Origin of the sequence: Lysinibacillus sp. KU-BSD001, from assembly GCF_042920265.1 — a bacterium.
Classification (GTDB): Bacteria; Bacillota; Bacilli; order Bacillales_A; family Planococcaceae; genus Lysinibacillus_B.
This window is the reverse complement of record NZ_JBDQZI010000008.1, coordinates 111,402-131,152: the sequence shown is the minus strand read 5'-3', so window position 1 is coordinate 131,152 and position 19,751 is coordinate 111,402. Positions and strand designations below refer to the sequence as shown.

Here is a 19,751-nt window from a genome sequence, read left to right as displayed (position 1 = left end):
GGAAAAGCCATGATTAAAATGATTCAATTCTTACAAGAAAATGCAAATATTGTAGAGTTACTAAAAGAGAAGAAAGTTTCTTTAGTAGGCGTTACTGAAACGGAAACACAAGCTATGTTAGAGGCTTTTAAGGAAGAGCTAAAACTTGAAAGATCAAATTATTGGCAATAAAATTTTTAAGTACAATTCATTTTGGTTGCTGATTTACGTTTACCTTATTTTAGGAATATATGTACTTTACGTTTCTTTTGCAACTCCTTTTGTAGACATTGATTTAAAACAACAAGATGAACAATGGAAAATTGAATCTATAGGTTATAAAGAGTGGGCTAACAACGAACAAATTTCTATTGGGGATATTGTAGTAAAAATAGATGGAATCCCTATACACGATATATCCCAGATACAATATGATCCATCAATTCGAAGAGCAACTGAATTATCCATTTTAAAATCGGATGGTTCTCTCTTAACTATTGATATTCAACATACGGATATACCTCAACAGTTTTATATGCTTTTTGTATTTCCGAGTATTTATTTTTTATTAGCATTATGTGTCTCATTTTATTTGTACTATTTTAAAAGACATGTACCATATGTAAACTTTCTAATTTATTTTATTCTTATCGTATCCTTAGCCTATATTAGCAGTGGCGCCTCTGCAAAATTAGACAGCATCGGGATTATTGTAAATAGTAGTTGCTTACTTCTTTGCCTTGTTTTGTTGCTAAATTTTCTAAAACATTACTTTTTATTTTTAAATATTAAATGGCCATTTATTCAAAATACGAACTTTTTATACATAATTCCTTTGTTGTCTACTTTTTTTGGAATAATAAGACTGTTCTATCCATCATTTAGTTCAGTCAGCCCCTTTATTATTCTTGCTCTATTTATATTTTTACTTTCAGTTATTTTATTTATTTTAACCTACAGCTATATTCAGTATAAATCAGCACCACTAAAAATATTATTTCTCGGTTTGGTTGTACCTCTTTTACCATTCCTAGTACTTTTTGTATTGCCAGAAGTTTTATTTAAACAATCGATTGTTAATGCTGATATTTGTGCTTTATTCTTACTATTAATCCCATTCAACATTACTTTTATACAACTAACCGAGCGTTTATTTGACATTGTTTACCACGTTTCGCGTTTCCGTTATTATTTTACTCTTGCATTATTTATCACATGTTGGTTAATTGGATGCATTTATTTCATCACAGATATAGCACTCACTAAACTATTTGAGGTCACTCTGCTTTTACTCACTTCAATCACTATTTTCTTATACATTAAAGAAAAAATTGATTATCGTGGTCGTAAAATATTATTTTCTACTAAAGGAGATCACATTCATAAACTATATCAAACGATTGATAAATTGGGAAAATCCCATCGTGTAGAGCCAATGCTAAAGTTGTTAACAGAAGAAATCGTCTATCATTTAGAAGTAAAACAAGTCGCCGTCATCACATACGATTTTACAACAGGGCAGATGACATCTACAAATGACCATCTTACTTTAATAGATGACTTATCATTTCAGAAGCTAAGTCTTGGTGAAATTATCAGAAAAGAGCATGTCTATTTAGCTTTAATTCATCAAGATACTCACTGTAAAAGATGGCTAATTATTAACCATGAGCAGACGATTCGCTTAAAAGCAGATGAATTGTTATGGCTAGAACTATTACTTACATATACGAATACTTTTATTGAAAGTACTAAAGTAATTGAAGAACTAGTAGATGAACTACAACAACTACGGCAAATAGATGGAAAAGAACCGACATGGCTCAAAAAATTAGTGTGGATAAGAGTAGATGATGAAAAGTTTCAGTTAGCACAAGAATTACATGACACTGTTTTACAGGAACATTTGCATATCGCCAGGCAAGTAGATGGATTGATCTATGAAACGGATTCATTAGTTGTTCAGTCAAAATTAAAAAATCTACACGAACAAATGGTTATATCCATCCATAGTTTAAGAGCATATTGTGAAACATTAAAGCCTCCACTATTAGCAAATATGGGGTTAAATGCTGCACTTGAAAGGCTTAGCGAGCGAACAGCGAAACGAGCGAGTTTCACACTAACCACACAGTTTGACCGATTGTATTTAGAAGATGAGCAATTAACTTTAGTCATTTATCGGATTGTACAAGAGCTATTAAATAACGCGTTAAAACATTCGCAGGCACAAATTGTCGAACTCTATCTTCAAGAACTAGATAATGGATTTGAATTAATCTATCGTGATAACGGGATCGGTTGTAACTTATCAGACATTTGGCATGGTGAATCAATGGGGTTACAAGGTGTGCAAGAAAGGGTAGAAGCTTTTAACGGACATATGACAATTGATTCTAATATGAATGAAGGCATGTCTATTCACATTAAAATCATTGAAAGAAGTGACGTACTTGATTTCAGTATTAATAGTAGATGACCATCCTATTGTTTTACAAGGTTCCAAAAGTTTGTTTCAAGGATTAAATGATGTATTTATTGAAACAGAAGAGAATGCAGCAAAAGTTCTCAGCAGAATGGAGAATACCCATTTTGATGTATTTTTAATCGATGTAAATATGACGATTCAAGATGGTATTTCCCTAGCGGCAGATATTAAAGCGGAGCAAGAAAATGCACGCATCATTTTATATACAGGTGATGATATCCAATCTTATTATCCATTACTTATAGAAAAAAAAATTGATGGCATTTTATCTAAAACCGCTTCTCAAGAAAAAGTTATACAAACCATTCGTTCAATTATGAATGGAGATTTAGTTTTATCTACTGATTTTATTGATTATATTACAAATAGAATGGTCGATAAATATGATAATCTCAAGTTAACCAATAAAGAAAAACAACTTATGCTCATGCTTATACAAGGCGATACAAATAAGATGATAGCCGATAAACTTTGTGTCACCCAACGTACCGTTGAACGTTATTTAACACAGCTCTTTACATTATTGGATGTCCCCTCTCGCCTAGAAGCGATTGAACTAGTAAAAGAAAAGAACTTACTATAAGTTTCCTATTACTATAAAACTAGTACCTGTCTATCTTAATAGCAGGTACTAGTTTTTTTATAGACAGATATAACGAATAAGTATCCATTATATAATATCGCTCAATTGTCGGTATACCGACAGAAAAATTGTCGGTTGTAATGTCGGTATATCGAGTGCTAGGATTGAGATAACTTACTAAAAGTTATTATTGTTATAGCATACACTATGAATAAGATTCACTTTAGGGAAGCCAGTAAATATTCAAACTAGTTGCGTCACTTAGAATATCATGAAGAACACTTTATAAAGGAGCAATTAAAATTTAATTGTCCTTCTATTGATTGAAGTGAAAGGCGGCAAGTGTAATTGACATCGAATTCATCTCCAATATGAAATTCATTGTAGTAACAACTATAAATTTAACCTAAGTACTCCAACGTCCACTTCAATCAACACTACTAGTATTAATTTACTAAAGGCCAATACTCCCCCCTCTGATGAGGCTATTTAACTGACTTCCTTATTACAACTTTATCCCTCTTATAAAACGAGGTAATGTAAATTATTCACTAAAAAAGGAGTAGATTATGAAATTTCAATCATTAGGAAATGTAGCATCTATTATCGGTAGATTAATGGAGAAAAACGTAGTTCCTATTAAAACAGCCATGTCTGATAAACAGAATAAAGGGATTAGTGAAATTAATATCTATGACCCTATTTTAGCAAATCAACTCTATATAGATCGACATCATAATTTAACGATTCGAAGCAACAAAGTGTATAGTTTAATGACCGATTACGGGTATGTAAATTATCACTTAATTAATGATAATGGCTATAACTATGTGAAAATAGATCACTTTGATCATGAAATATCGGATGAGCAAAGAGTACATTTAGAGCGCAAAGGTCAATTTTTAAACGAGCTTCAATGGTTTGCTGAATTCAGAGATCTTAACGTCTTTTCAGTGTTTTTTGAAGCTGATGAAATTTTAAAGGAGTTCCAACAATTTGGGATTAATCCGAACGAACATTTTACAATTAATAATTGCTCTACACGCTACCGCATTGATACAAGGGGTGTAATTTATAATGTAGATTTAGAGAGTAAATCGACACGTGAAATAGACTGGCGTATATTCGGTTATGATGAAAATTCAGTATTTATAGTACAAGGGATAGAATATCGGATTGGTGAGGATGGAAAGTTACCTTTGCCTAAGGATTATGTGCATAAACATGAAGAGTTTAAAGTTGCTGGAGGGCCAGATTCTAAAAATTTTACCTCGAACATATTGAATTAAGCCCATAGAAGATGCATCCTAAAAATACCAGTTAAATAGTGAAAGGTATGTATCATAGCCTCCGCGCTTTGCCACAGCCTACACAGAAGCTAAAACAGGCGCGGCCTGTTTGGATCTCCTGTTCCGGCTCCTGTGGCTATGGCGCGCTACGGCAAAAGTGAATACTTCTCGATATTCTAGAAAAATATTTCTCTTCTTTAAAAGAAATCATTTTCTTTTGATTTACACATATCGTCACCTAACCCCTGTAACCTATGAGAATATTTATTATTTTTTAGCAAACCCTTTTTTATTGAACACTAGTTGCTTGTAGCGGAGGCACGAGACTCCTACGGGAAAAGCGAGACAATCAAGACCCCGCAGGAAATTTATTTGCGACGAAAGCGTAGCGACAGGAGCAGCGAAGCATGAGCGACGAGGAGGCTTGATCTCGCCCGTGGAAAGCGAGTGCCGCAGCGGAAAGCAACGGTTACTCAAATGGTAATATATGTTTTAGAATTTACTCGTTATGAGTTATAAGTGTTGTTAGATTAGATGTAGAAGAGGGGGGTGTCTCAAAATAGCTTCTCAAACGCCCCTTCCTCCTTACTTGAATTATCTAACATTCAGGTTAAACAAAAAATTGTATTCCTTCTTCTAACAAGCTTCAAGCAGCACCAACCGAGTAAACAAAATAAAGCAGGTACTACTATACTTCACAGGTCAATTATATGTAATGTCGATTAACTGTTCGCCTACACCCCATAATGAAATATCGATTGATTTTGTACATTTTTCCGATACTCACTTGGCGACAGATGCATTAGCTTTTTAAATACCCTACTAAAATAGAAGCTATCTTGATAGCCCACTGCTTCGGACACTTCCAAAATGGATAATTCACTTAAAGCTAGTAGCTCCTTCGCCTTCGATATACGATACTTCGTTAAATATTGAATCGGTGTTAACCCCGTCACCTTTTCAAATAAATAAGCAATCCTTCTCCGATCCACCTCAAACATATCGGCTATCTCACTAATTAAAATTTCCTCTTCATAGTGCGTATGAAAATATTCCAATACTTTCGTAATGACATGTAACATCCCATCATATTGATTGTTTCGAGCTCCGTTTAAAATAGCTTGGATTAAATTCATAAAAATAACTTGTAACTCAAAACGAGAAAAGTAATCTGGGTGCACATTTTTACTTAACAGTTGCTGTACACTCGCCATAATAGCTGTCATATCATCTACAGTTATCGAAAAATGCTTATGTAAAAGTTGCTTAAACGCTTCCTGAGCTTGCACAATTTTATACTGTACAACAACATAGGTGAAATCCTCATCAAAGGTTTTAATCTCGATATCCATGCTAGAACTAGCATGGATAATCGTATTAGTATTCACCTTATATGGAATACCATTGAGTGAAAAGCGTGCCTGTCCTTTTAGTGGAATGAATAGCCCACATATTTGATGATCTGTTTTTCGATTTGTATCCATTTTCCGTGCAGGTAATGTGATTATAAAAACATTCATGAATTGAATTGATGATGTGGCAAAATACTCTATTAACTCATTTGTTGTAACATTCATAACGTTGTCTCCATTTCATTTATAATTGAAAATGATTATCAATTATATCAATATTTCTGCGGAGACGAAAGCATTATTTTTGTGATGTTCTTAACGATCGTACGTGTTATTTTAATTTGTCTGCCCGCTGTATTATGTTTGACATGACAAGCAAGAAGCCGCACGAATGAAACGTTTAAAGTGACGAAAAACTAGTAAACTATTGCAAGTTTACTAGTTTCCATTTTAATGAGCGACTTGACGAAAATAACGATAAATTTGATGGAGCTTTTTATCCTGCCCTCCATTTTTACTTTCCATATTACCAAATTCAAAAAACTTCACTTTTTTTATGCCGACAAAATTAAAAACAGCCTTTTTCATTAACGCTTTATGACTATTATTTAATAAGAACAGCGGGTAATGTACAGGGCCCTTCATCGTTGAAATACACACAACCGATTTCCCTTTTAACAACCCTTCAGTAAACCATCCCCCTTTGTCTCGGTAAGCAAAATTGGCCGCAAATAATTGATCAATATAGCCTAGTAACATCGCAGGTGGTCTTCCCCACCAAATCGGATAAATAAAAACAATTTTATCTGCCCACATCAATTGCTTTCTATACTTTTCAAACTTTGGATCGGTGTGCATATCTCGTCGACGCTTCTCTTCATTAAATTCAAGAATTGGATTGAAGCCATCCTCGTATAAATCCAATACTTGAATGTCTTGAATAAGTGGATTTTCATGACTCCCTTTTAACACGCTTTGTAAAAAAGCATAGTTTAAGCTGTGATGATTCGGATGTGTGTAAACGATTAACACTCTCATATAATTCCCCCTTTTAGTTATCTTTTGATAACTAAATAATACCTACCTCTCCTTTAGTTGTCAAATGATAATTGTTTTATGATAACAAATTTGCTATGTTGTAAATAAAGGAGGGATTGCTCTATGGATCAAACAAAGCTTTTTCAACAATTTGTTGCTTTTTCAGCTGCGGTACATGAAGTGACACATGACATCAAAAAACAGGTAAAGCCACCATATATCACGCCTGTCCAATACAACATTCTTGAATACATTTATGTAAGCCCACCTGTAACGCCAAGTGACATTAGCGATTGTCTGCATATGTCACTACCGAACACAAGCCGTGAGTTAAAAAAATTACAGGACAAACAACTAATTGAAAAGCACACAGCGACAGACGATAGACGAAAGCAGACTGTGCATCTAACAGAAGAAGGTAAAAAGGTGATGAAAACAACATTCGACCAAATTGAAGTGTTTTTCCAACAAAAAATACAAAATGCCTCTCAAGAGGAATTGAGAAGCATCGAGCAAGCATTGCAGCTTTTGCAAAAGCAATTATTTTATTAACATCCGTGTCAGGTACCTGTATCGCCATCTCATTGTACCTGACATGCTTTAATTCATCAGCTGTATGAAAACTTATATACTTTTCCCCTACAATTCATTCACCACTGTAAAATCACCGTTAAACCACAGCAGTCCTTTTCTTTAAACACAATGCGAATACCGTCTGGTGTATATTTCGCCTCAAATTGGAGTGTAATACCTACTGATTTAATTAATCGATCAACAGCTGCTTGATTGGAACGTTGTGCCTCGTCCATGAGCTCATGTGCAAACTGCTCCGATTTGGCGATTTTATCAAGTAGCAATTGAACCTGTTGGACAATGTTTTGCATTTGTTTCACCGATGTTTCTAATTTTTGAATATTCACAGGAGGGTAAGGGCTACGGTTCGGTTCGTTTGTCGGCATGGCTATTTGCCTTTGAGATGGCGTAGCAACATGTTGCGGCATCAACCATACAGGGTAATGAAGTGGATATACATAATACGGATAAGAATTGTAATACAACAAAATTCCTCCTAGCTAATCGCTAATCTTTTTATAGTATGAATCGTTGCAGTGATGCGTGTAAGGACACAATCAGGTTTCTCGTTGAATAAAAGGATAATAATGGATATACTAAGAACAAATATTCTCTTGTCAGAATAAACGGAGGTGCTTTTCTTGCAAAAAGAAAGCTTAAAACAGCGTGCGCAATCATTGGTGCCATTACGAAACGATTTTCAACTTGTCATAGAAGAATATAACGAGGGCGCTATGTTTTCTTGGATTAATGAGGCAAAAGATGAAGGGATCAGCGTAGAGCTGGATTCATTCGGTAACTTAACTCGTTTATCCATTGATACAAGCAATGATTGCTCGGATGTATCGTCACTAACAATAGACGAAAAAAAAGCTCGAGCAGAACACTTTTTGTTAAGTCATTATCCTGACGCATTAAACAATTTAACCTTCTATCAAACGAAGCAGCTTTCTTGTGCAGATCGGTTTTATTATGAACAACTTGTATTCAATTTGCCTTTACCAAGAGCAGGATGCTTTATTGACATTGATTCTTCTGGGGATATTATTACCTTTACATATAATGGCGTAAAGCCCATTCCTGAAATACCAACAACGTTCATTTCTAAAGAAGCACTACAAGAACATGTACGAAATCATCTTGATTTACAGCTAACGATTACGAATTTGTCTAAAAGTGTTCATCATGTAAGTGAAAACGGACTCCGACTTGTGTACGAAGTGAATTCCTTTCATCAATATAAAGCTGACACGTTGCAGTCAACATTAACGATTGTGCATGAAGAACACGAGCCTGAGAACTATATGTCGGTACCCCCTTTTTCGTTTACAACTGTTGATAAACAATTATCGATTGAAGAGATCATTGGCATTACAGATAATATGGAAATAATTCGTGAAGTTGATTGGGACTATGAAATAGGGATTGTGTGGCGAGATAAAGAGTGGGCGATGAAAAAAGAGGATTACTCAATGAATAGCTTTTTCATGAAACGTTCAGAGGATACGGTGAAAGCCTTCATTTCAAAAGAAACTGGCAAAGTGCGAAGTTTTATGTGGTTTCTTGAAAGACAAGGGGATCTTCAGCTAAATCATGAAGAGTGCTTTCAAAAGGCTATACAATTTTTACAAATCATCGTGCCAGATGTATATCCCTATTTACAGCAAGTTGTTCGAGAGCGTGAGGAAGATGATAATTCGATGAAAGAATCATTCGTATTTTATTTGCACAATCGCCATGGCATCACTATACAAGAATTAGTAGTCGTTGCTGTTAATCGGACAACAGGACTGGTTGATTATTACAGTGGACCACGCATTCATATAGAGCAACTGCGCGCGCTACCAACCGAACCTGCTATCTCCTTACACGACGCACAAAAAATTGTATGTAATCATATGGATTTTGAATTAGCATGGAAAAAAGATTACGATAGCGAAACAGATACCTATTTTCTTACTTATCAACTCTGTGACCAGCACACAAGAAATTCGATCCGGTATATCGATGCGATGACTGGTGCTGTGATTACAGATAAATAGAGGCTTTATGAATTTTTTAAATAACAAATATATGCATGAAAGTTTTAGGAGGTATACATGATTTTTATTGAGACGCTTTTTGCTAAAAATAAACAAGAAGTAGAATAAATCTCCCCTTCTTATTCAACTAACCAGGCAGTTTAGTTCAATAAGATTAGATGGGAATATTAAGGAGAGAATAAATGACCAAAGATAAAAAAGTACAGGGTAAGGTAATACATGGGACGACACCTGAAGAACGATTTCAAGAAATATACGGAATGACAATAGAGGAATGGAGCGAACAACAATTCAAAGCTAAAACTGGAATGACGACCGATGAATGGTATATAAAACAGGTTAAATCTACAATGCCTTTTGATTTTATTAAAGAACGCTACGATACTGTTACCGAGGATGATATAAAACTTATTAAGGATTTGCAGTTATTGGGATTAAAAGATGGCGTAATAAATGTATTACTTGATTATGTTGCAATTTTTAGTAGAATCGGAATAGTTCACCCGTTGGTAAAAGAAATGGGTGAAAATTGGCACAAGGAAAATATATTAACTGTTGAAAAGGCTATTGTCTTTGTTAGGGAAGAACATAAGAAGTACAAAGAGTCATCAGAGAAATAGTTATTAGTAGGGTGGCCCTACTTGTAAATCCTTCTTCAACTAACGGAGGCTTTAGTAAAAGAAGAAATGGTTCTACATATTAGTCATATCTAATATGTAGAACCATTTAATTTTTCTATTTTTTTAAAATTAGTTGTTGATAAAAAGTATTATTCGGATGTTTTTCTGCATTACACTATGAACAGTATCCATCAGAATGTTACTATAAATTTGAAGATATAGAACAGATAAAACATCTATTAATGTATGACTTTATTGAGTATTTAGACATCTCAATAATAATTAATTATAATAACAATATTATCTTAGGACCAGATATGAAGGGATTAAATCTGTGGAGAGATTTAATTCGGGGACTCGAAATCTACATCGAAAATGGAAATGGAGCAGCGACATTTGGCATTGATGGAATTATGATAAGTTTAAACAATAATAATATAGAATTACATGTGTACCATACGTATAATACGGGATCCTATTACGTATTTAGATTATAGTAGCGTTGTTTCAGCGCACCCTTTTTTTAAAGCCGTTTTACATTCTGCATTAAGTTACTATACTAATTTAGAAAATTTAAATGGCAACCCTAGATTGATTAAATCTTATACTGAACTCAAAGGAAAAATAAATGAACTGATGGATTTATTTAATGTTAACAACTAATTTTATATACATAATTTATAGTCCCAACTTTACGATAGCCATTTAAGATATTAAAACTCCCTCTCAATGCATATTCAAATTAAACCCTATATAGTGACAAGCTATCGTTACTTGCTAAGTGTCCCTCAATTTCTACGAATAAAAGAGGCGTAAAATATCAATAGTTTAATTAAAATAGAGCTTTCCTTAAAAGAAAGACTTGATTCATAGAGGTTAAATGAATCAAGTCTTTTTATTTCACATCCGATACTTAATTTACTTTACAAAAAAGTGGCTGCTAGTTTTTCATACATTGACTTTATAATTTAAGGATAACTCATCCCCAGGTAATCCCCTTATTCCCCAGTTGTGTTGGGGCGTTTCAAAAATTGTTATTTCAACGTCTTGAGGAGAAAGGTTTAATTCGCTATTTAAACGTTCAAATAGCAGGTTGATTAATTGCTTTTTAGCTTCTACTGTTCGCCCTTCAAACATACTAATTTCAATGATTGTATAGGCTTCCGTTCTTCCGTTTGCAAAATAAAAATCCTCTTTCTCCATAGGAAAAAAACGGTGGAATTTCTTATCAGCAGGCAATGCCAAAGCCGCTACCATGCATGAATGAATAATTTCTGATAGCATTTCTCTAATTGGAATTAATCGATCCTTTACCCCGTAAATTTTAATTTGTCCCACTTACCGCTTCCCCCTTGCTCACTTCAATTTATGCATTTATCTTTATTTTTAACATTGCATTGGCATTTGTCATAAATTCATACGGAACATTGACTTCCTCCACTACATAGCCTTTATCCATTAGATCAACCATTAGCTGCTCTAAATACGGGTATCTTTTCCCCTCTAAATCGACGAGCGGAAAAATGCGAACTTCTTCTTTTGTCACCCTTAATAATTCATTTAATGTCTGTATATGAAACTGATGATCTAATCTATCGGCATACATAAATAGAAAGTGTGCCGATAGAAGTATATCAAATTCTTGATCTTGAAACGGTAAGACAGGTAACGTGACAGGAATATAATGTTTACTTGATTCCCTCATATGACTCGTACAATGTTCTAAAGCATGTACACGATGTTTTTTAAGCGTCTCTATACTATCGAAATAGCGCCAAATATAATTATTTTTTACTTTCTCCATACCTTTCATTGCATGTTCAATATCTTGAAGTCCTTTACTTTCTAACTGTTCTACGGGATGATCATAAGCGATATCACACGCTGTAATATCTAAACCTAATTTGTGACCAACAGCTGTAAAAGAACAAGCCCCTGCTGGACAATCGAGTATGCTCTTTCCTTCCAATTCTTTCATTGAAAGAGAAAACATATCCACATACTCTTCAAAGGTTCTTCCAATAAACACAATCCGTTCTAAATCTAACTTTGCTCTCTGCTCAACTCTACTCATCTAAACTCACCTCTTATACTAAGAATTAACTATACTTTAGCATAATAAAACAGAGAATTTAACATATTATTACATTTAATCAAATATTTCTTCCTTCCTGATTTGAAGGTTCCATTGAAATCAGGAAAATGGCAACTATGACTAACAGCATTCCTACAAAATGTATGTACATTAATTTTTCCTTTAAAATTAAAAACGAAAGAATTAGTGAACTGACTGGTAGCACACTTGTTAGTACGCCTGTTGAACTCGCTGATACTGTTTTTAATCCGTCATACATTAAAAGAAACGCAATTACGGTTACAACGATTCCAAAATATAAAATATTCCCCCAGTTCCCCAAACTAATATCTAAAAAGTTGAATTCTTTCGCTTCATAAATGGCAAAGGGTAAAAACAAAATGAAACCGAAAATACTCACCATTGTTGATATCGTAAGAGGGCTTACTCGATTAGATGATAACTTTCCAAATATAATAAATAACGCTTCTCCCAGTACAGCGCCCAATATTAAAAGATTTCCACCCAAGGAACTCATTTGCTCGGAACTACTGCTCAATACATTCATAGATAAAACCCCTAACATCGCACAAAATATGCCTACACTCTTTTTCTTCGTCAATTTTTCATTTAACAAGAACAAAGAAAGTATCCCTATAACTGCTGGAATAGTACTTGTAATGACTCCTGCTTCAATAGCAGATGTATATTTCAATCCGTAAAGCATGAAAATATTAAATAAAAATACCCCACTTATTGCTTGACCAAATAAGACTAAAAACTCTTTTTTAGTCAAAGATGGAATCCCCTCTTTTAAAATTAACAATGGAACAAGAATGATTGATGCAATGAGAAATCTTAATACGCATGCAATAAATATAGGGATATCCTGCACGATTAATTTTCCTACAACGACTGAACTGCCTACAATACACATAGCCACTAGTATTTTTAAATAGCCCGTATTCACTTCATCCCCCCAACTAGTAATCCCAAACAAAATATTTTATCGTAAGGTTAACACCAATAATTGGTTTGAAGTAGTACCAATTACAGCCTATTTTTAAAACCAATTTTATGTAAAGGGGTTACATAATGATTTGGATTGGATTGGATTGGATTGAACAAAAACAAATACTGTTATTTCTCTGTTTGAAAAGTAACTACTAAAACCCAAATCTACAAAAATAGCCACTTAATTATTCCTACAATTATTACGATAATGAAAAAATAGATAAACCCTTTCATTGTCCAACCTGTCGTTGCATTTTTTTCTGAACTACTATGCATATAATCATCTCTATTATTTCTACCTCTCATATCCATCGCCTCCTCTACAGTTCCCCATTAGAGCCATGTTTAACTAACACGCCAAATTCTCATTGTACTAAACTGACCTTTTAGTAAAATAAGGTATGCTGTTTACTTTATTTTAAAACTATATCGCACTTTAATCACCTAATATTTAACAAAAAACGCATACATTTTGTATTCAGTTTGCAGAGAAAAACTTTTAAAAAGAGATCACAAAAAAGCCGATTGATACCAAAATTATGGGTACAAATCGACTTTTCACTTTACTAGCATCCTATTAAGTTACGAACACCAGGCGTTATTCCTTTAATCTTTCTTAAGCGGGCAATTGCCACAGTATGGATTTTCATCTTCTTTTTTGACTTGATAATAACGACAGCAAGTCTTTCTTATTGGTATCTGACTCCATTGTTGCCCTTTTTGGAGATACTTTCGCAACGGATTGCCTGTTCTCCCTAGCCAATGCGCCTCAACACAGGTTAGTTCTGTAAATTGTTGCTCTAATACAAAAGTCGAATATACTTTTTCCTGTTTACGCAAAACAGCTTGTAAACGAACGGCTATATTTTCCCAAAGTATGTTTTGAGGTACTTTACATTCTTTTGCAACCAACTCTACAAGAGGCGTCAAATGCTCAGCAAAAAGCCGCTCTTTCCAGTCTTCCACCCATGCTTTCTGTACATCTTTTTCCATGAGAAGTGTAAATGTTTTTGGCTCAAATCGAGCCGTTGACCACCAATCTTTCGTTTCCTTTTGGAGACCGAAATAATCGAGCGAGGAAGCTGCCACAAGGACGGCATACCGTTTTATAAATAAAGAACCTGCTATCGCTAACGACTCTGTACCGAGAGAGGTCGCATATTGTTGAACGATTGGCATTAGTATGTCTTTGTTAAGTAAGTGAACTAAAGGAATGCCTTCATCAGCGCTACGTTTTTCTATACCATATAGCTCTAAGTTCATTTGACATATCGCCCTTTTCCTTTAGGAATACATAAAGGGGTACCGAAAAATGGATCTTCTTCTATCATCGCTTCCATATTAAAAATTTCTTGTACCATTTTAGCCGTCACAATGTGTTCAGGAGGTCCTTGTACAGCAACCGTTCGGTTATGAATGGCTACTAAGTGATCGGCATAGCGACAAGCAAGATTTAAATCATGCAGCACCATCACAATTGTTCGGCGATGCTGTCTATTCAAATCAAATAAAAAATCGAGTAATTCAATTTGATGTGTCATATCTAAATAAGTCGTTGGCTCATCTAATAGCAAAATCGGCGTTTGTTGTGCGAGTGTCATCGCAATCCAAGCTCTTTGTCGCTGTCCACCCGATAAAGCGTCCACTGGCTTATCTTTAAAAGAAAGTAGTTGCGTAGCTGCCAACGCTTGTTCAACTAAGTGTTCATCCTCCTCAGACCATTGTTGAAACCACCGTTGATGTGGGTAGCGGCCTTGCTTGACGAGTTGCTGTACCGTAATGCCTTCTGGTGCAACAGGTCCTTGTGGAAGAATAGCTAGTTTTTTGGCAATTTCTTTTGTTGAAATCGACTGTAATCGTTGTTCATCCAGTAGTACTTCTCCCGATATAGGTTTTAAAAGGCGGGCTAATGAGCGTAATAATGTAGATTTCCCACTCCCATTCGCACCAACCAGCACCGTAATTTTTTCAAGTGGCATTTCAAAGCTTAAATCATGAATAATATGCTGATCGCCATAATTTAACGTTAAATTTTTTGTTTGTAATCCGCTCATTTACACCTCTCCTAACGATTTCGATTGTGGAATAGTAAATAGATGAAAAATGGTGCACCAATAGCGGCCGTAAATACACCTGCTGGAATATCTAAAGGTAAAAACATTGTGCGAGCAATTAAATCTGCCACTAACACTAATGTAGCACCAATCAGCGCAGTTATAGGCACAAGACCTACAAAAGACCTCCCTACAAGACGTCTAGCAATATGAGGGGCCATTAATCCAACAAATTCAATTCCCCCTGCATAGGCGGCAGCAGTTCCGGCTAAAATCACGCTACATATTAAAAATATAAATCTCTGAACTTGTACACGAATGCCGATACTTATCGATACATCATCACCGAGTTCTGTTACATTTAAGCTTCTACCGAAAATCAACAAAATCGGTATCGGTAAGAGCAACCATAAAAACATAGAGGAAACATCACTCCAGCTCGCTGCATATAAGCTACCTGTTAACCACACATACGCTTTTGATGTAATAAACGTATTACTAAATACGAGCATAAATGTCACACCCGCTTTTAAAATAGCTGAAATCCCGATGCCAATTAGTACGAGACGAATCGGTGTGACACCCTTATTCCAAGAAACCATATAAATTAAAATAGCTGTACATAGCCCTCCAGCAATTGCTGCAAACGGCAGAAAAGCCATGCTCATTACACCTGTTCCTAACGCAATAAATGCAACAGCCCCAAAGGAAGCACCGCTCGTAATCCCGATAATATCAGGAGAAGCAAGAGGGTTTCGCACTAAGCTTTGCAAAATAAGCCCCGCTACACCTAGAGCGGCACCAACAAGAAGCGCTAATAGAGTCCGTGGTAGACGCAATGTTTCGATGACAAAAGTATGCTCATCGATTTGACCAACTAGTTGAAGGAATACTTCAGATAAAGGAATCCATGTACTACCTGCTGATAAACTGAATAAAAAAATAGTAAGTACAGTGATTAAACAAATCAATAGGACAAGCAGCCATTGCTTTGGTACTTGAAACGAAATATTTCCTTTAAATAAACGAAATGTCCAAGCTTTCATTGTTTAGACACCCCTTTTTTCGCTAAGTAAATAAAGAAAGGACCACCAATAAATGCGGTCATTACACCAATCGGCACTTCCTGTGGGATAATTAAAAATCTCGCTGTAATATCGGCGGCTAATAATAAAGATGAACCAAGCAATGCCCCAAACGGAATCGTCCATCGGTAATCATTGCCTACTAACCCTTTTGCGATATGAGGAACAATCAGCCCAACGAATCCAATAGAGCCAACGATTGCTACAGAACCACCAGCTAATACAATAATTAATAACCCCATGAAAACTTTTAACATTCCGACGTTTTGGCCCAAACTTTTTGCTACATCGTCTCCTGAACTAAAAATATTCATGGCTTTTCCGATGAATAAGCTTAAAATCAGGGCTATTACTAAGATCGGTAATACAGATAACAGCATCTCCATATCTCTGCCTGCAACAGAGCCTGCAAGCCAAAATAAGACCGTTTGAAAGGACTGCTCATCAATGACTAATAAGCCTTGTGTAAAGGAGATAAATAAGGCAGATAATGCTGTACCCGCTAAAATGACTTTAATCGGTGTGAGACCGTCTCTCCCGAAGCTACTTAAGAAAAATACAGCTACCCCTGCAATACCTGCGCCGAGAAAAGCAAACCACATATAGTGTGTTAATGATTGAATATTAAACCAAGTAATGGCTACGACAATAAAAAAAATAGCACCTGCATTTACGCCAAGTAAATCTGGCGCGGCTAAAGGATTTCTTGTCAATGTTTGAATTAAAATGCCTGCAATGGCTAAGTTCATACCAATTATTAAGGCAATGACCGCTCTTGTTAACCTACTCGTTGCAATAATTAAGTGCTCCGTATTGTTCGGGTCATAATCCGTCATTACATCCCATGCCGTTTTAAATGAAATAGAAGTTTGCCCCATAGCTAAGCTACAATAAAACAAAGCAACCACTAATCCTAAAAGTCCTATTAAGCCTACAGTTTTAGAAAATGATGTTTGTAACATAATAGATCCTCTTCTTCCATAGAAGGGGGTGTCCAGAAAGTAAAAACTTTCTGGACACCCTTTTACTCCTTAATAATTATCCATTAAGAAATATTGCTCCTGCGGTGGTCGCATCAAAATGCCACCATCCTCGTCGCAAAGGGGCCGCCTCAAAATGTCTTTTCAGACGGCCCCTTTCCCCCTATTTTCTATTTACTGTTCAATTTTAAAGTGTGAGTAAATATCATCTAGCATTAGATGTGCAGCTTGTAAACCGCCTGCCATGTTCCAAGCTACTTCATCTACTGTGTACACTTGGTTGTTTTTCACTGCATCTAAGTTTTGGTATAACGGATGCGCTGTCCATTCCTCATGTGTCTTTTTGACCGCTTCGTTATCCTCCATGAATTGGAAAATAACATCTGCATTCATTTGTGGAATACCTTCTTTATCTGTCAGCTTAACAATTTCTAAATTTTCACCTTGTAAATCTTTAGGTCCGTTAAAGCCAAGCTCTGTCAAAATTGATCCAGCAAAACCAGTCACATAAATTCGTGCATGATCTTCACGGTAATTAAGAACTGCTGTACTAAGTGGCCAATTGTCAGTTGAAGCGATTTTTTCTTTAAAGTCAGCTACGCGAGCTTCCCAATCAGCAATTAAAGCATTAGCTTTTTCTTCTTCTCCTAAAGCTTGACCAATTAACGTTGTTGTTTCTTTAAAATCATAAAGTGTTGTATTGACAATCGTTGGAGCAATTTGAGATAGTTGCTCATAAATTTCTTCATGACGAATTTGAGTAGCAATAATTAAATCTGGTTTTAATGCCGCAATCTCTTCAAGGTTCGGCTGCGTTTCTTGCCCTACAAATGGCACATCTTTTAATTCTTCTTTTATGTAATCATACATTGGTACTTGCACCCATGATTGCACCACACCAACTGGCTTCACATCAAACTCTAAAATTGTATCTGTCGCGCCTTGATAAAGCGTAACGACACGTTGAGGTTTCCCTTCAATTGTTGTTGTACCAAGAGCATGTGTTACTTCACGTGTTGTTGATTCTTCCGAAGCTTCACCTTTGCTTGCATCATTCGAAGCTTCTTCCTTAGTCGTTTCTCCACACGCCGCAAGCACCATTACAGTTGCAAAAAGCATGAAGAAAAACAGTGAAAATTTGTTTTTCATTAGTTATAGATCCCTTCTTTTTATATTGAAAATGATTATCATTAACAATTAAGAGTGTATTATATATAACTACTGAATGCAATCCCTAATTGAAAATTTTTTTCAATTAGGCTGTACGTAATCCATGAATACCGAGAATCATTTTTCCTAAAATAGAGTAAACATCATTATTTTACTAAAGGATTTGTAAGTATTAAGGATGGAGAGTACAAAGGCATTATTGAGGCTATGTAATAAATGCATTTTCAACTAATAATCCCTATCAATAACGAGAAAAATCTGCTCCCCCTATTTTTTTAGGAGAAGCAGATTTTTATTTATAACATACACATATGCAATTCACTATCATGAAAGAAAATGATGTTCATCACCTACACAAATAAGTAATTGAAATATATTTTTATAGTATAGTAATTAGCCACTTATTTTTGATTTAGTTGTATACATAAAAATGTTAATTTTTTATACAACTCGCCCTTTCAATCTAAAATACAGCACCGTATAAATACCTATACAAATACAGGAAAACCATTGTAAAGGCAAATCTGTCATAAAATTCAACCCAAATAACGGCATGATAAATACAACATAAAGGGGATATTGAACACTAAAAATCATATTTAACAACATATTCTCCGTTAAAACTGTTTCAAAACTAATTAAAAGTGCTACTAACAAGCTGCTAATGGCACCGATTACACAAAAATTACGTGCACATTTTTTACTCATCATGACTACGACACTAATATATATACATGTTGCCACAAAGCCAATAAAGGTCAGTTCTATATCTGGATATTTAAGTGCTGACCAAAAATTTAAACAAAATGTTAACGATAAAGTAACAATGAATATGATTACTTGAGCCATACATACCTCCTAAAATAGCCTGATGGTGTAATTTTACACTATTAGACTATTTTAGTTAATAGTTTATTTTATTGTTTGTCTAATCGCTTCCCATTTTTCATATGCTACAGCTTCGTCTAACGTACTCATCAAGCGGTAATTTTCATGATCTAGAATACGATAATGCTTGCTTAAGAGATTTTGCTGCAGGCGATGTCCCTCGTATTCCTCAATATTTTTCCACCATATGTATCCGCCCATTGTCTTTTCTTTCGGAATAATAATTACATCATGAGTCGTTAATTCAATCACTTCCATTGGATCGCCGCCCACACGGTTTTGTAAGATTAAACTGTTGCGAAATAATGCACAAATGGCAATAGTGACGGTCCAATTCGCTACCATGCGTTCTTTCTCAATTTGGACAAGCGTCTTTTTAGAAATACCTAATAGTTCAGCCATTTTTTCCTGTGTATAGCCATTTTCTGTCCGAATAAGCTTTAAACTTTCAGACGCAATTTGAATCAACTGATCTCGATCCATTTGTAACACCTCGTGTACTTTTACACTTAGTATAAATCA

Annotated in this window: 21 protein-coding genes; 7 read left to right on the top strand and 14 right to left on the bottom strand. The window is 35.1% G+C overall.

Annotation, left to right across the window (positions count from 1 at the left end; genetic code table 11):
- The first annotated feature begins 9 nt into the window (after positions 1 to 9).
- The 4 genes from comX (at position 10) to AAGS61_RS13135 (ending at position 4,339) form a co-directional block, all read left to right on the top strand.
- Positions 10 to 171, top strand: coding sequence for a competence pheromone ComX (gene comX, locus AAGS61_RS13150; protein ID WP_391372572.1), 162 nt, complete (start codon positions 10 to 12; stop codon positions 169 to 171).
- Complete coding sequence (locus tag AAGS61_RS13145; RefSeq protein WP_391372569.1) at positions 146 to 2,458, top strand: sensor histidine kinase; 2,313 nt, start codon at positions 146 to 148, stop codon at positions 2,456 to 2,458. Before comX ends, AAGS61_RS13145 begins: the two co-directional genes overlap by 26 nt.
- The gene (locus tag AAGS61_RS13140; protein WP_391372566.1) at positions 2,433 to 3,050 is read left to right on the top strand and encodes a response regulator; all 618 of its coding nucleotides are present in this window, start codon (positions 2,433 to 2,435) and stop codon (positions 3,048 to 3,050) included. The genes AAGS61_RS13145 and AAGS61_RS13140 overlap by 26 nt, the downstream gene beginning before the upstream one ends.
- A 569-nt stretch (positions 3,051 to 3,619) precedes the next feature.
- The gene (locus AAGS61_RS13135) at positions 3,620 to 4,339 is read left to right on the top strand and encodes a hypothetical protein (protein ID WP_391372563.1); all 720 of its coding nucleotides are present in this window, start codon (positions 3,620 to 3,622) and stop codon (positions 4,337 to 4,339) included.
- Between the two features lie 734 nt (positions 4,340 to 5,073).
- Here AAGS61_RS13135 and AAGS61_RS13130 read toward each other — a convergent pair.
- Together AAGS61_RS13130 and AAGS61_RS13125 are read right to left on the bottom strand one after the other, a co-directional pair.
- Positions 5,074 to 5,916 carry a helix-turn-helix domain-containing protein gene (locus AAGS61_RS13130; RefSeq protein WP_391372560.1) on the bottom strand — a complete coding sequence of 281 codons (843 nt, stop codon included), beginning with the start codon at positions 5,914 to 5,916 and terminating at the stop codon, positions 5,074 to 5,076.
- 225 nt (positions 5,917 to 6,141) lie between these two features.
- Positions 6,142 to 6,729 carry an NAD(P)H-dependent oxidoreductase gene (locus AAGS61_RS13125; RefSeq protein ID WP_391372557.1) on the bottom strand — a complete coding sequence of 196 codons (588 nt, stop codon included), beginning with the start codon at positions 6,727 to 6,729 and terminating at the stop codon, positions 6,142 to 6,144.
- Between the two features lie 123 nt (positions 6,730 to 6,852).
- Between AAGS61_RS13125 and AAGS61_RS13120 the strand changes: the two genes are divergently transcribed.
- Positions 6,853 to 7,281: a MarR family winged helix-turn-helix transcriptional regulator gene (locus tag AAGS61_RS13120; protein WP_391372554.1), complete on the top strand. Its 429-nt coding sequence runs from the start codon at positions 6,853 to 6,855 to the stop codon at positions 7,279 to 7,281.
- Between the two features lie 98 nt (positions 7,282 to 7,379).
- Here AAGS61_RS13120 and AAGS61_RS13115 read toward each other — a convergent pair whose 3' ends face one another.
- Positions 7,380 to 7,787, bottom strand: a complete 408-nt coding sequence (locus AAGS61_RS13115; RefSeq protein WP_391372552.1) for a hypothetical protein — start codon at positions 7,785 to 7,787, stop codon at positions 7,380 to 7,382.
- Between the two features lie 156 nt (positions 7,788 to 7,943).
- On the opposite strand from AAGS61_RS13115, the gene AAGS61_RS13110 reads away from it, so the two are divergent.
- Together AAGS61_RS13110 and AAGS61_RS13105 are read left to right on the top strand one after the other, a co-directional pair.
- Positions 7,944 to 9,344 carry a YcdB/YcdC domain-containing protein gene (locus tag AAGS61_RS13110; protein WP_391372549.1) on the top strand — a complete coding sequence of 467 codons (1,401 nt, stop codon included), beginning with the start codon at positions 7,944 to 7,946 and terminating at the stop codon, positions 9,342 to 9,344.
- 182 nt (positions 9,345 to 9,526) lie between these two features.
- A complete protein-coding gene (locus AAGS61_RS13105; RefSeq protein ID WP_391372546.1) occupies positions 9,527 to 9,964 on the top strand; it encodes a DnaD domain protein in 438 nt (145 codons plus the stop codon).
- A gap of 948 nt (positions 9,965 to 10,912) precedes the next feature.
- Here AAGS61_RS13105 and AAGS61_RS13100 read toward each other — a convergent pair.
- The 11 genes from AAGS61_RS13100 to AAGS61_RS13050 all read right to left on the bottom strand — a co-directional run bounded on the left by AAGS61_RS13100 (position 10,913) and on the right by AAGS61_RS13050 (position 19,712).
- On the bottom strand, positions 10,913 to 11,302 hold the full coding sequence (locus AAGS61_RS13100; RefSeq protein ID WP_391372543.1) for a tautomerase family protein: 390 nt from the start codon (positions 11,300 to 11,302) through the stop codon (positions 10,913 to 10,915).
- Positions 11,303 to 11,330: 28 nt separating this feature from the next.
- On the bottom strand, positions 11,331 to 12,038 hold the full coding sequence (locus AAGS61_RS13095; protein ID WP_391372540.1) for an SAM-dependent methyltransferase: 708 nt from the start codon (positions 12,036 to 12,038) through the stop codon (positions 11,331 to 11,333).
- Between the two features lie 79 nt (positions 12,039 to 12,117).
- Positions 12,118 to 13,008: a DMT family transporter gene (locus AAGS61_RS13090; RefSeq protein ID WP_391372537.1), complete on the bottom strand. Its 891-nt coding sequence runs from the start codon at positions 13,006 to 13,008 to the stop codon at positions 12,118 to 12,120.
- 209 nt (positions 13,009 to 13,217) lie between these two features.
- Positions 13,218 to 13,358, bottom strand: coding sequence for a hypothetical protein (locus AAGS61_RS13085; protein ID WP_391372534.1), 141 nt, complete (start codon positions 13,356 to 13,358; stop codon positions 13,218 to 13,220).
- A gap of 300 nt (positions 13,359 to 13,658) precedes the next feature.
- On the bottom strand, positions 13,659 to 14,315 hold the full coding sequence (locus AAGS61_RS13080) for an IucA/IucC family C-terminal-domain containing protein (protein ID WP_391372531.1): 657 nt from the start codon (positions 14,313 to 14,315) through the stop codon (positions 13,659 to 13,661).
- On the bottom strand, positions 14,312 to 15,106 hold the full coding sequence (locus tag AAGS61_RS13075) for an ABC transporter ATP-binding protein (RefSeq protein WP_391372529.1): 795 nt from the start codon (positions 15,104 to 15,106) through the stop codon (positions 14,312 to 14,314). Before AAGS61_RS13075 ends, AAGS61_RS13080 begins: the two co-directional genes overlap by 4 nt.
- An 11-nt stretch (positions 15,107 to 15,117) precedes the next feature.
- Positions 15,118 to 16,152 carry a FecCD family ABC transporter permease gene (locus AAGS61_RS13070; protein WP_391372525.1) on the bottom strand — a complete coding sequence of 345 codons (1,035 nt, stop codon included), beginning with the start codon at positions 16,150 to 16,152 and terminating at the stop codon, positions 15,118 to 15,120.
- The gene (locus tag AAGS61_RS13065; RefSeq protein ID WP_391372522.1) at positions 16,149 to 17,153 is read right to left on the bottom strand and encodes a FecCD family ABC transporter permease; all 1,005 of its coding nucleotides are present in this window, start codon (positions 17,151 to 17,153) and stop codon (positions 16,149 to 16,151) included. Before AAGS61_RS13065 ends, AAGS61_RS13070 begins: the two co-directional genes overlap by 4 nt.
- Before the next feature lie 192 nt (positions 17,154 to 17,345).
- Entirely contained in the window at positions 17,346 to 18,320 is a 975-nt protein-coding gene (locus tag AAGS61_RS13060; RefSeq protein WP_391372519.1) for an ABC transporter substrate-binding protein, read from the bottom strand.
- A gap of 462 nt (positions 18,321 to 18,782) precedes the next feature.
- Positions 18,783 to 19,190 carry a hypothetical protein gene (locus AAGS61_RS13055; protein WP_391372517.1) on the bottom strand — a complete coding sequence of 136 codons (408 nt, stop codon included), beginning with the start codon at positions 19,188 to 19,190 and terminating at the stop codon, positions 18,783 to 18,785.
- A gap of 63 nt (positions 19,191 to 19,253) precedes the next feature.
- Entirely contained in the window at positions 19,254 to 19,712 is a 459-nt protein-coding gene (locus tag AAGS61_RS13050; protein WP_391372514.1) for a helix-turn-helix transcriptional regulator, read from the bottom strand.
- Positions 19,713 to 19,751 lie beyond the last annotated feature (39 nt).

Coding starts and splice junctions, on each gene's coding strand:
- AAGS61_RS13060 (WP_391372519.1), bottom strand. CDS start 18,320: ATGAAAAACAAATTTTCACTGTTTTTCTTCATGCTTTTTGCAACTGTA.
- AAGS61_RS13120 (WP_391372554.1), top strand. CDS start 6,853: ATGGATCAAACAAAGCTTTTTCAACAATTTGTTGCTTTTTCAGCTGCG.
- AAGS61_RS13070 (WP_391372525.1), bottom strand. CDS start 16,152: ATGAAAGCTTGGACATTTCGTTTATTTAAAGGAAATATTTCGTTTCAA.
- AAGS61_RS13125 (WP_391372557.1), bottom strand. CDS start 6,729: ATGAGAGTGTTAATCGTTTACACACATCCGAATCATCACAGCTTAAAC.
- comX (WP_391372572.1), top strand. CDS start 10: ATGATTAAAATGATTCAATTCTTACAAGAAAATGCAAATATTGTAGAG.
- AAGS61_RS13075 (WP_391372529.1), bottom strand. CDS start 15,106: ATGAGCGGATTACAAACAAAAAATTTAACGTTAAATTATGGCGATCAG.
- AAGS61_RS13050 (WP_391372514.1), bottom strand. CDS start 19,712: ATGGATCGAGATCAGTTGATTCAAATTGCGTCTGAAAGTTTAAAGCTT.
- AAGS61_RS13055 (WP_391372517.1), bottom strand. CDS start 19,190: ATGGCTCAAGTAATCATATTCATTGTTACTTTATCGTTAACATTTTGT.
- AAGS61_RS13080 (WP_391372531.1), bottom strand. CDS start 14,315: ATGAACTTAGAGCTATATGGTATAGAAAAACGTAGCGCTGATGAAGGC.
- AAGS61_RS13095 (WP_391372540.1), bottom strand. CDS start 12,038: ATGAGTAGAGTTGAGCAGAGAGCAAAGTTAGATTTAGAACGGATTGTG.
- AAGS61_RS13065 (WP_391372522.1), bottom strand. CDS start 17,153: ATGTTACAAACATCATTTTCTAAAACTGTAGGCTTAATAGGACTTTTA.
- AAGS61_RS13105 (WP_391372546.1), top strand. CDS start 9,527: ATGACCAAAGATAAAAAAGTACAGGGTAAGGTAATACATGGGACGACA.
- AAGS61_RS13085 (WP_391372534.1), bottom strand. CDS start 13,358: ATGAGAGGTAGAAATAATAGAGATGATTATATGCATAGTAGTTCAGAA.
- AAGS61_RS13135 (WP_391372563.1), top strand. CDS start 3,620: ATGAAATTTCAATCATTAGGAAATGTAGCATCTATTATCGGTAGATTA.
- AAGS61_RS13130 (WP_391372560.1), bottom strand. CDS start 5,916: ATGAATGTTACAACAAATGAGTTAATAGAGTATTTTGCCACATCATCA.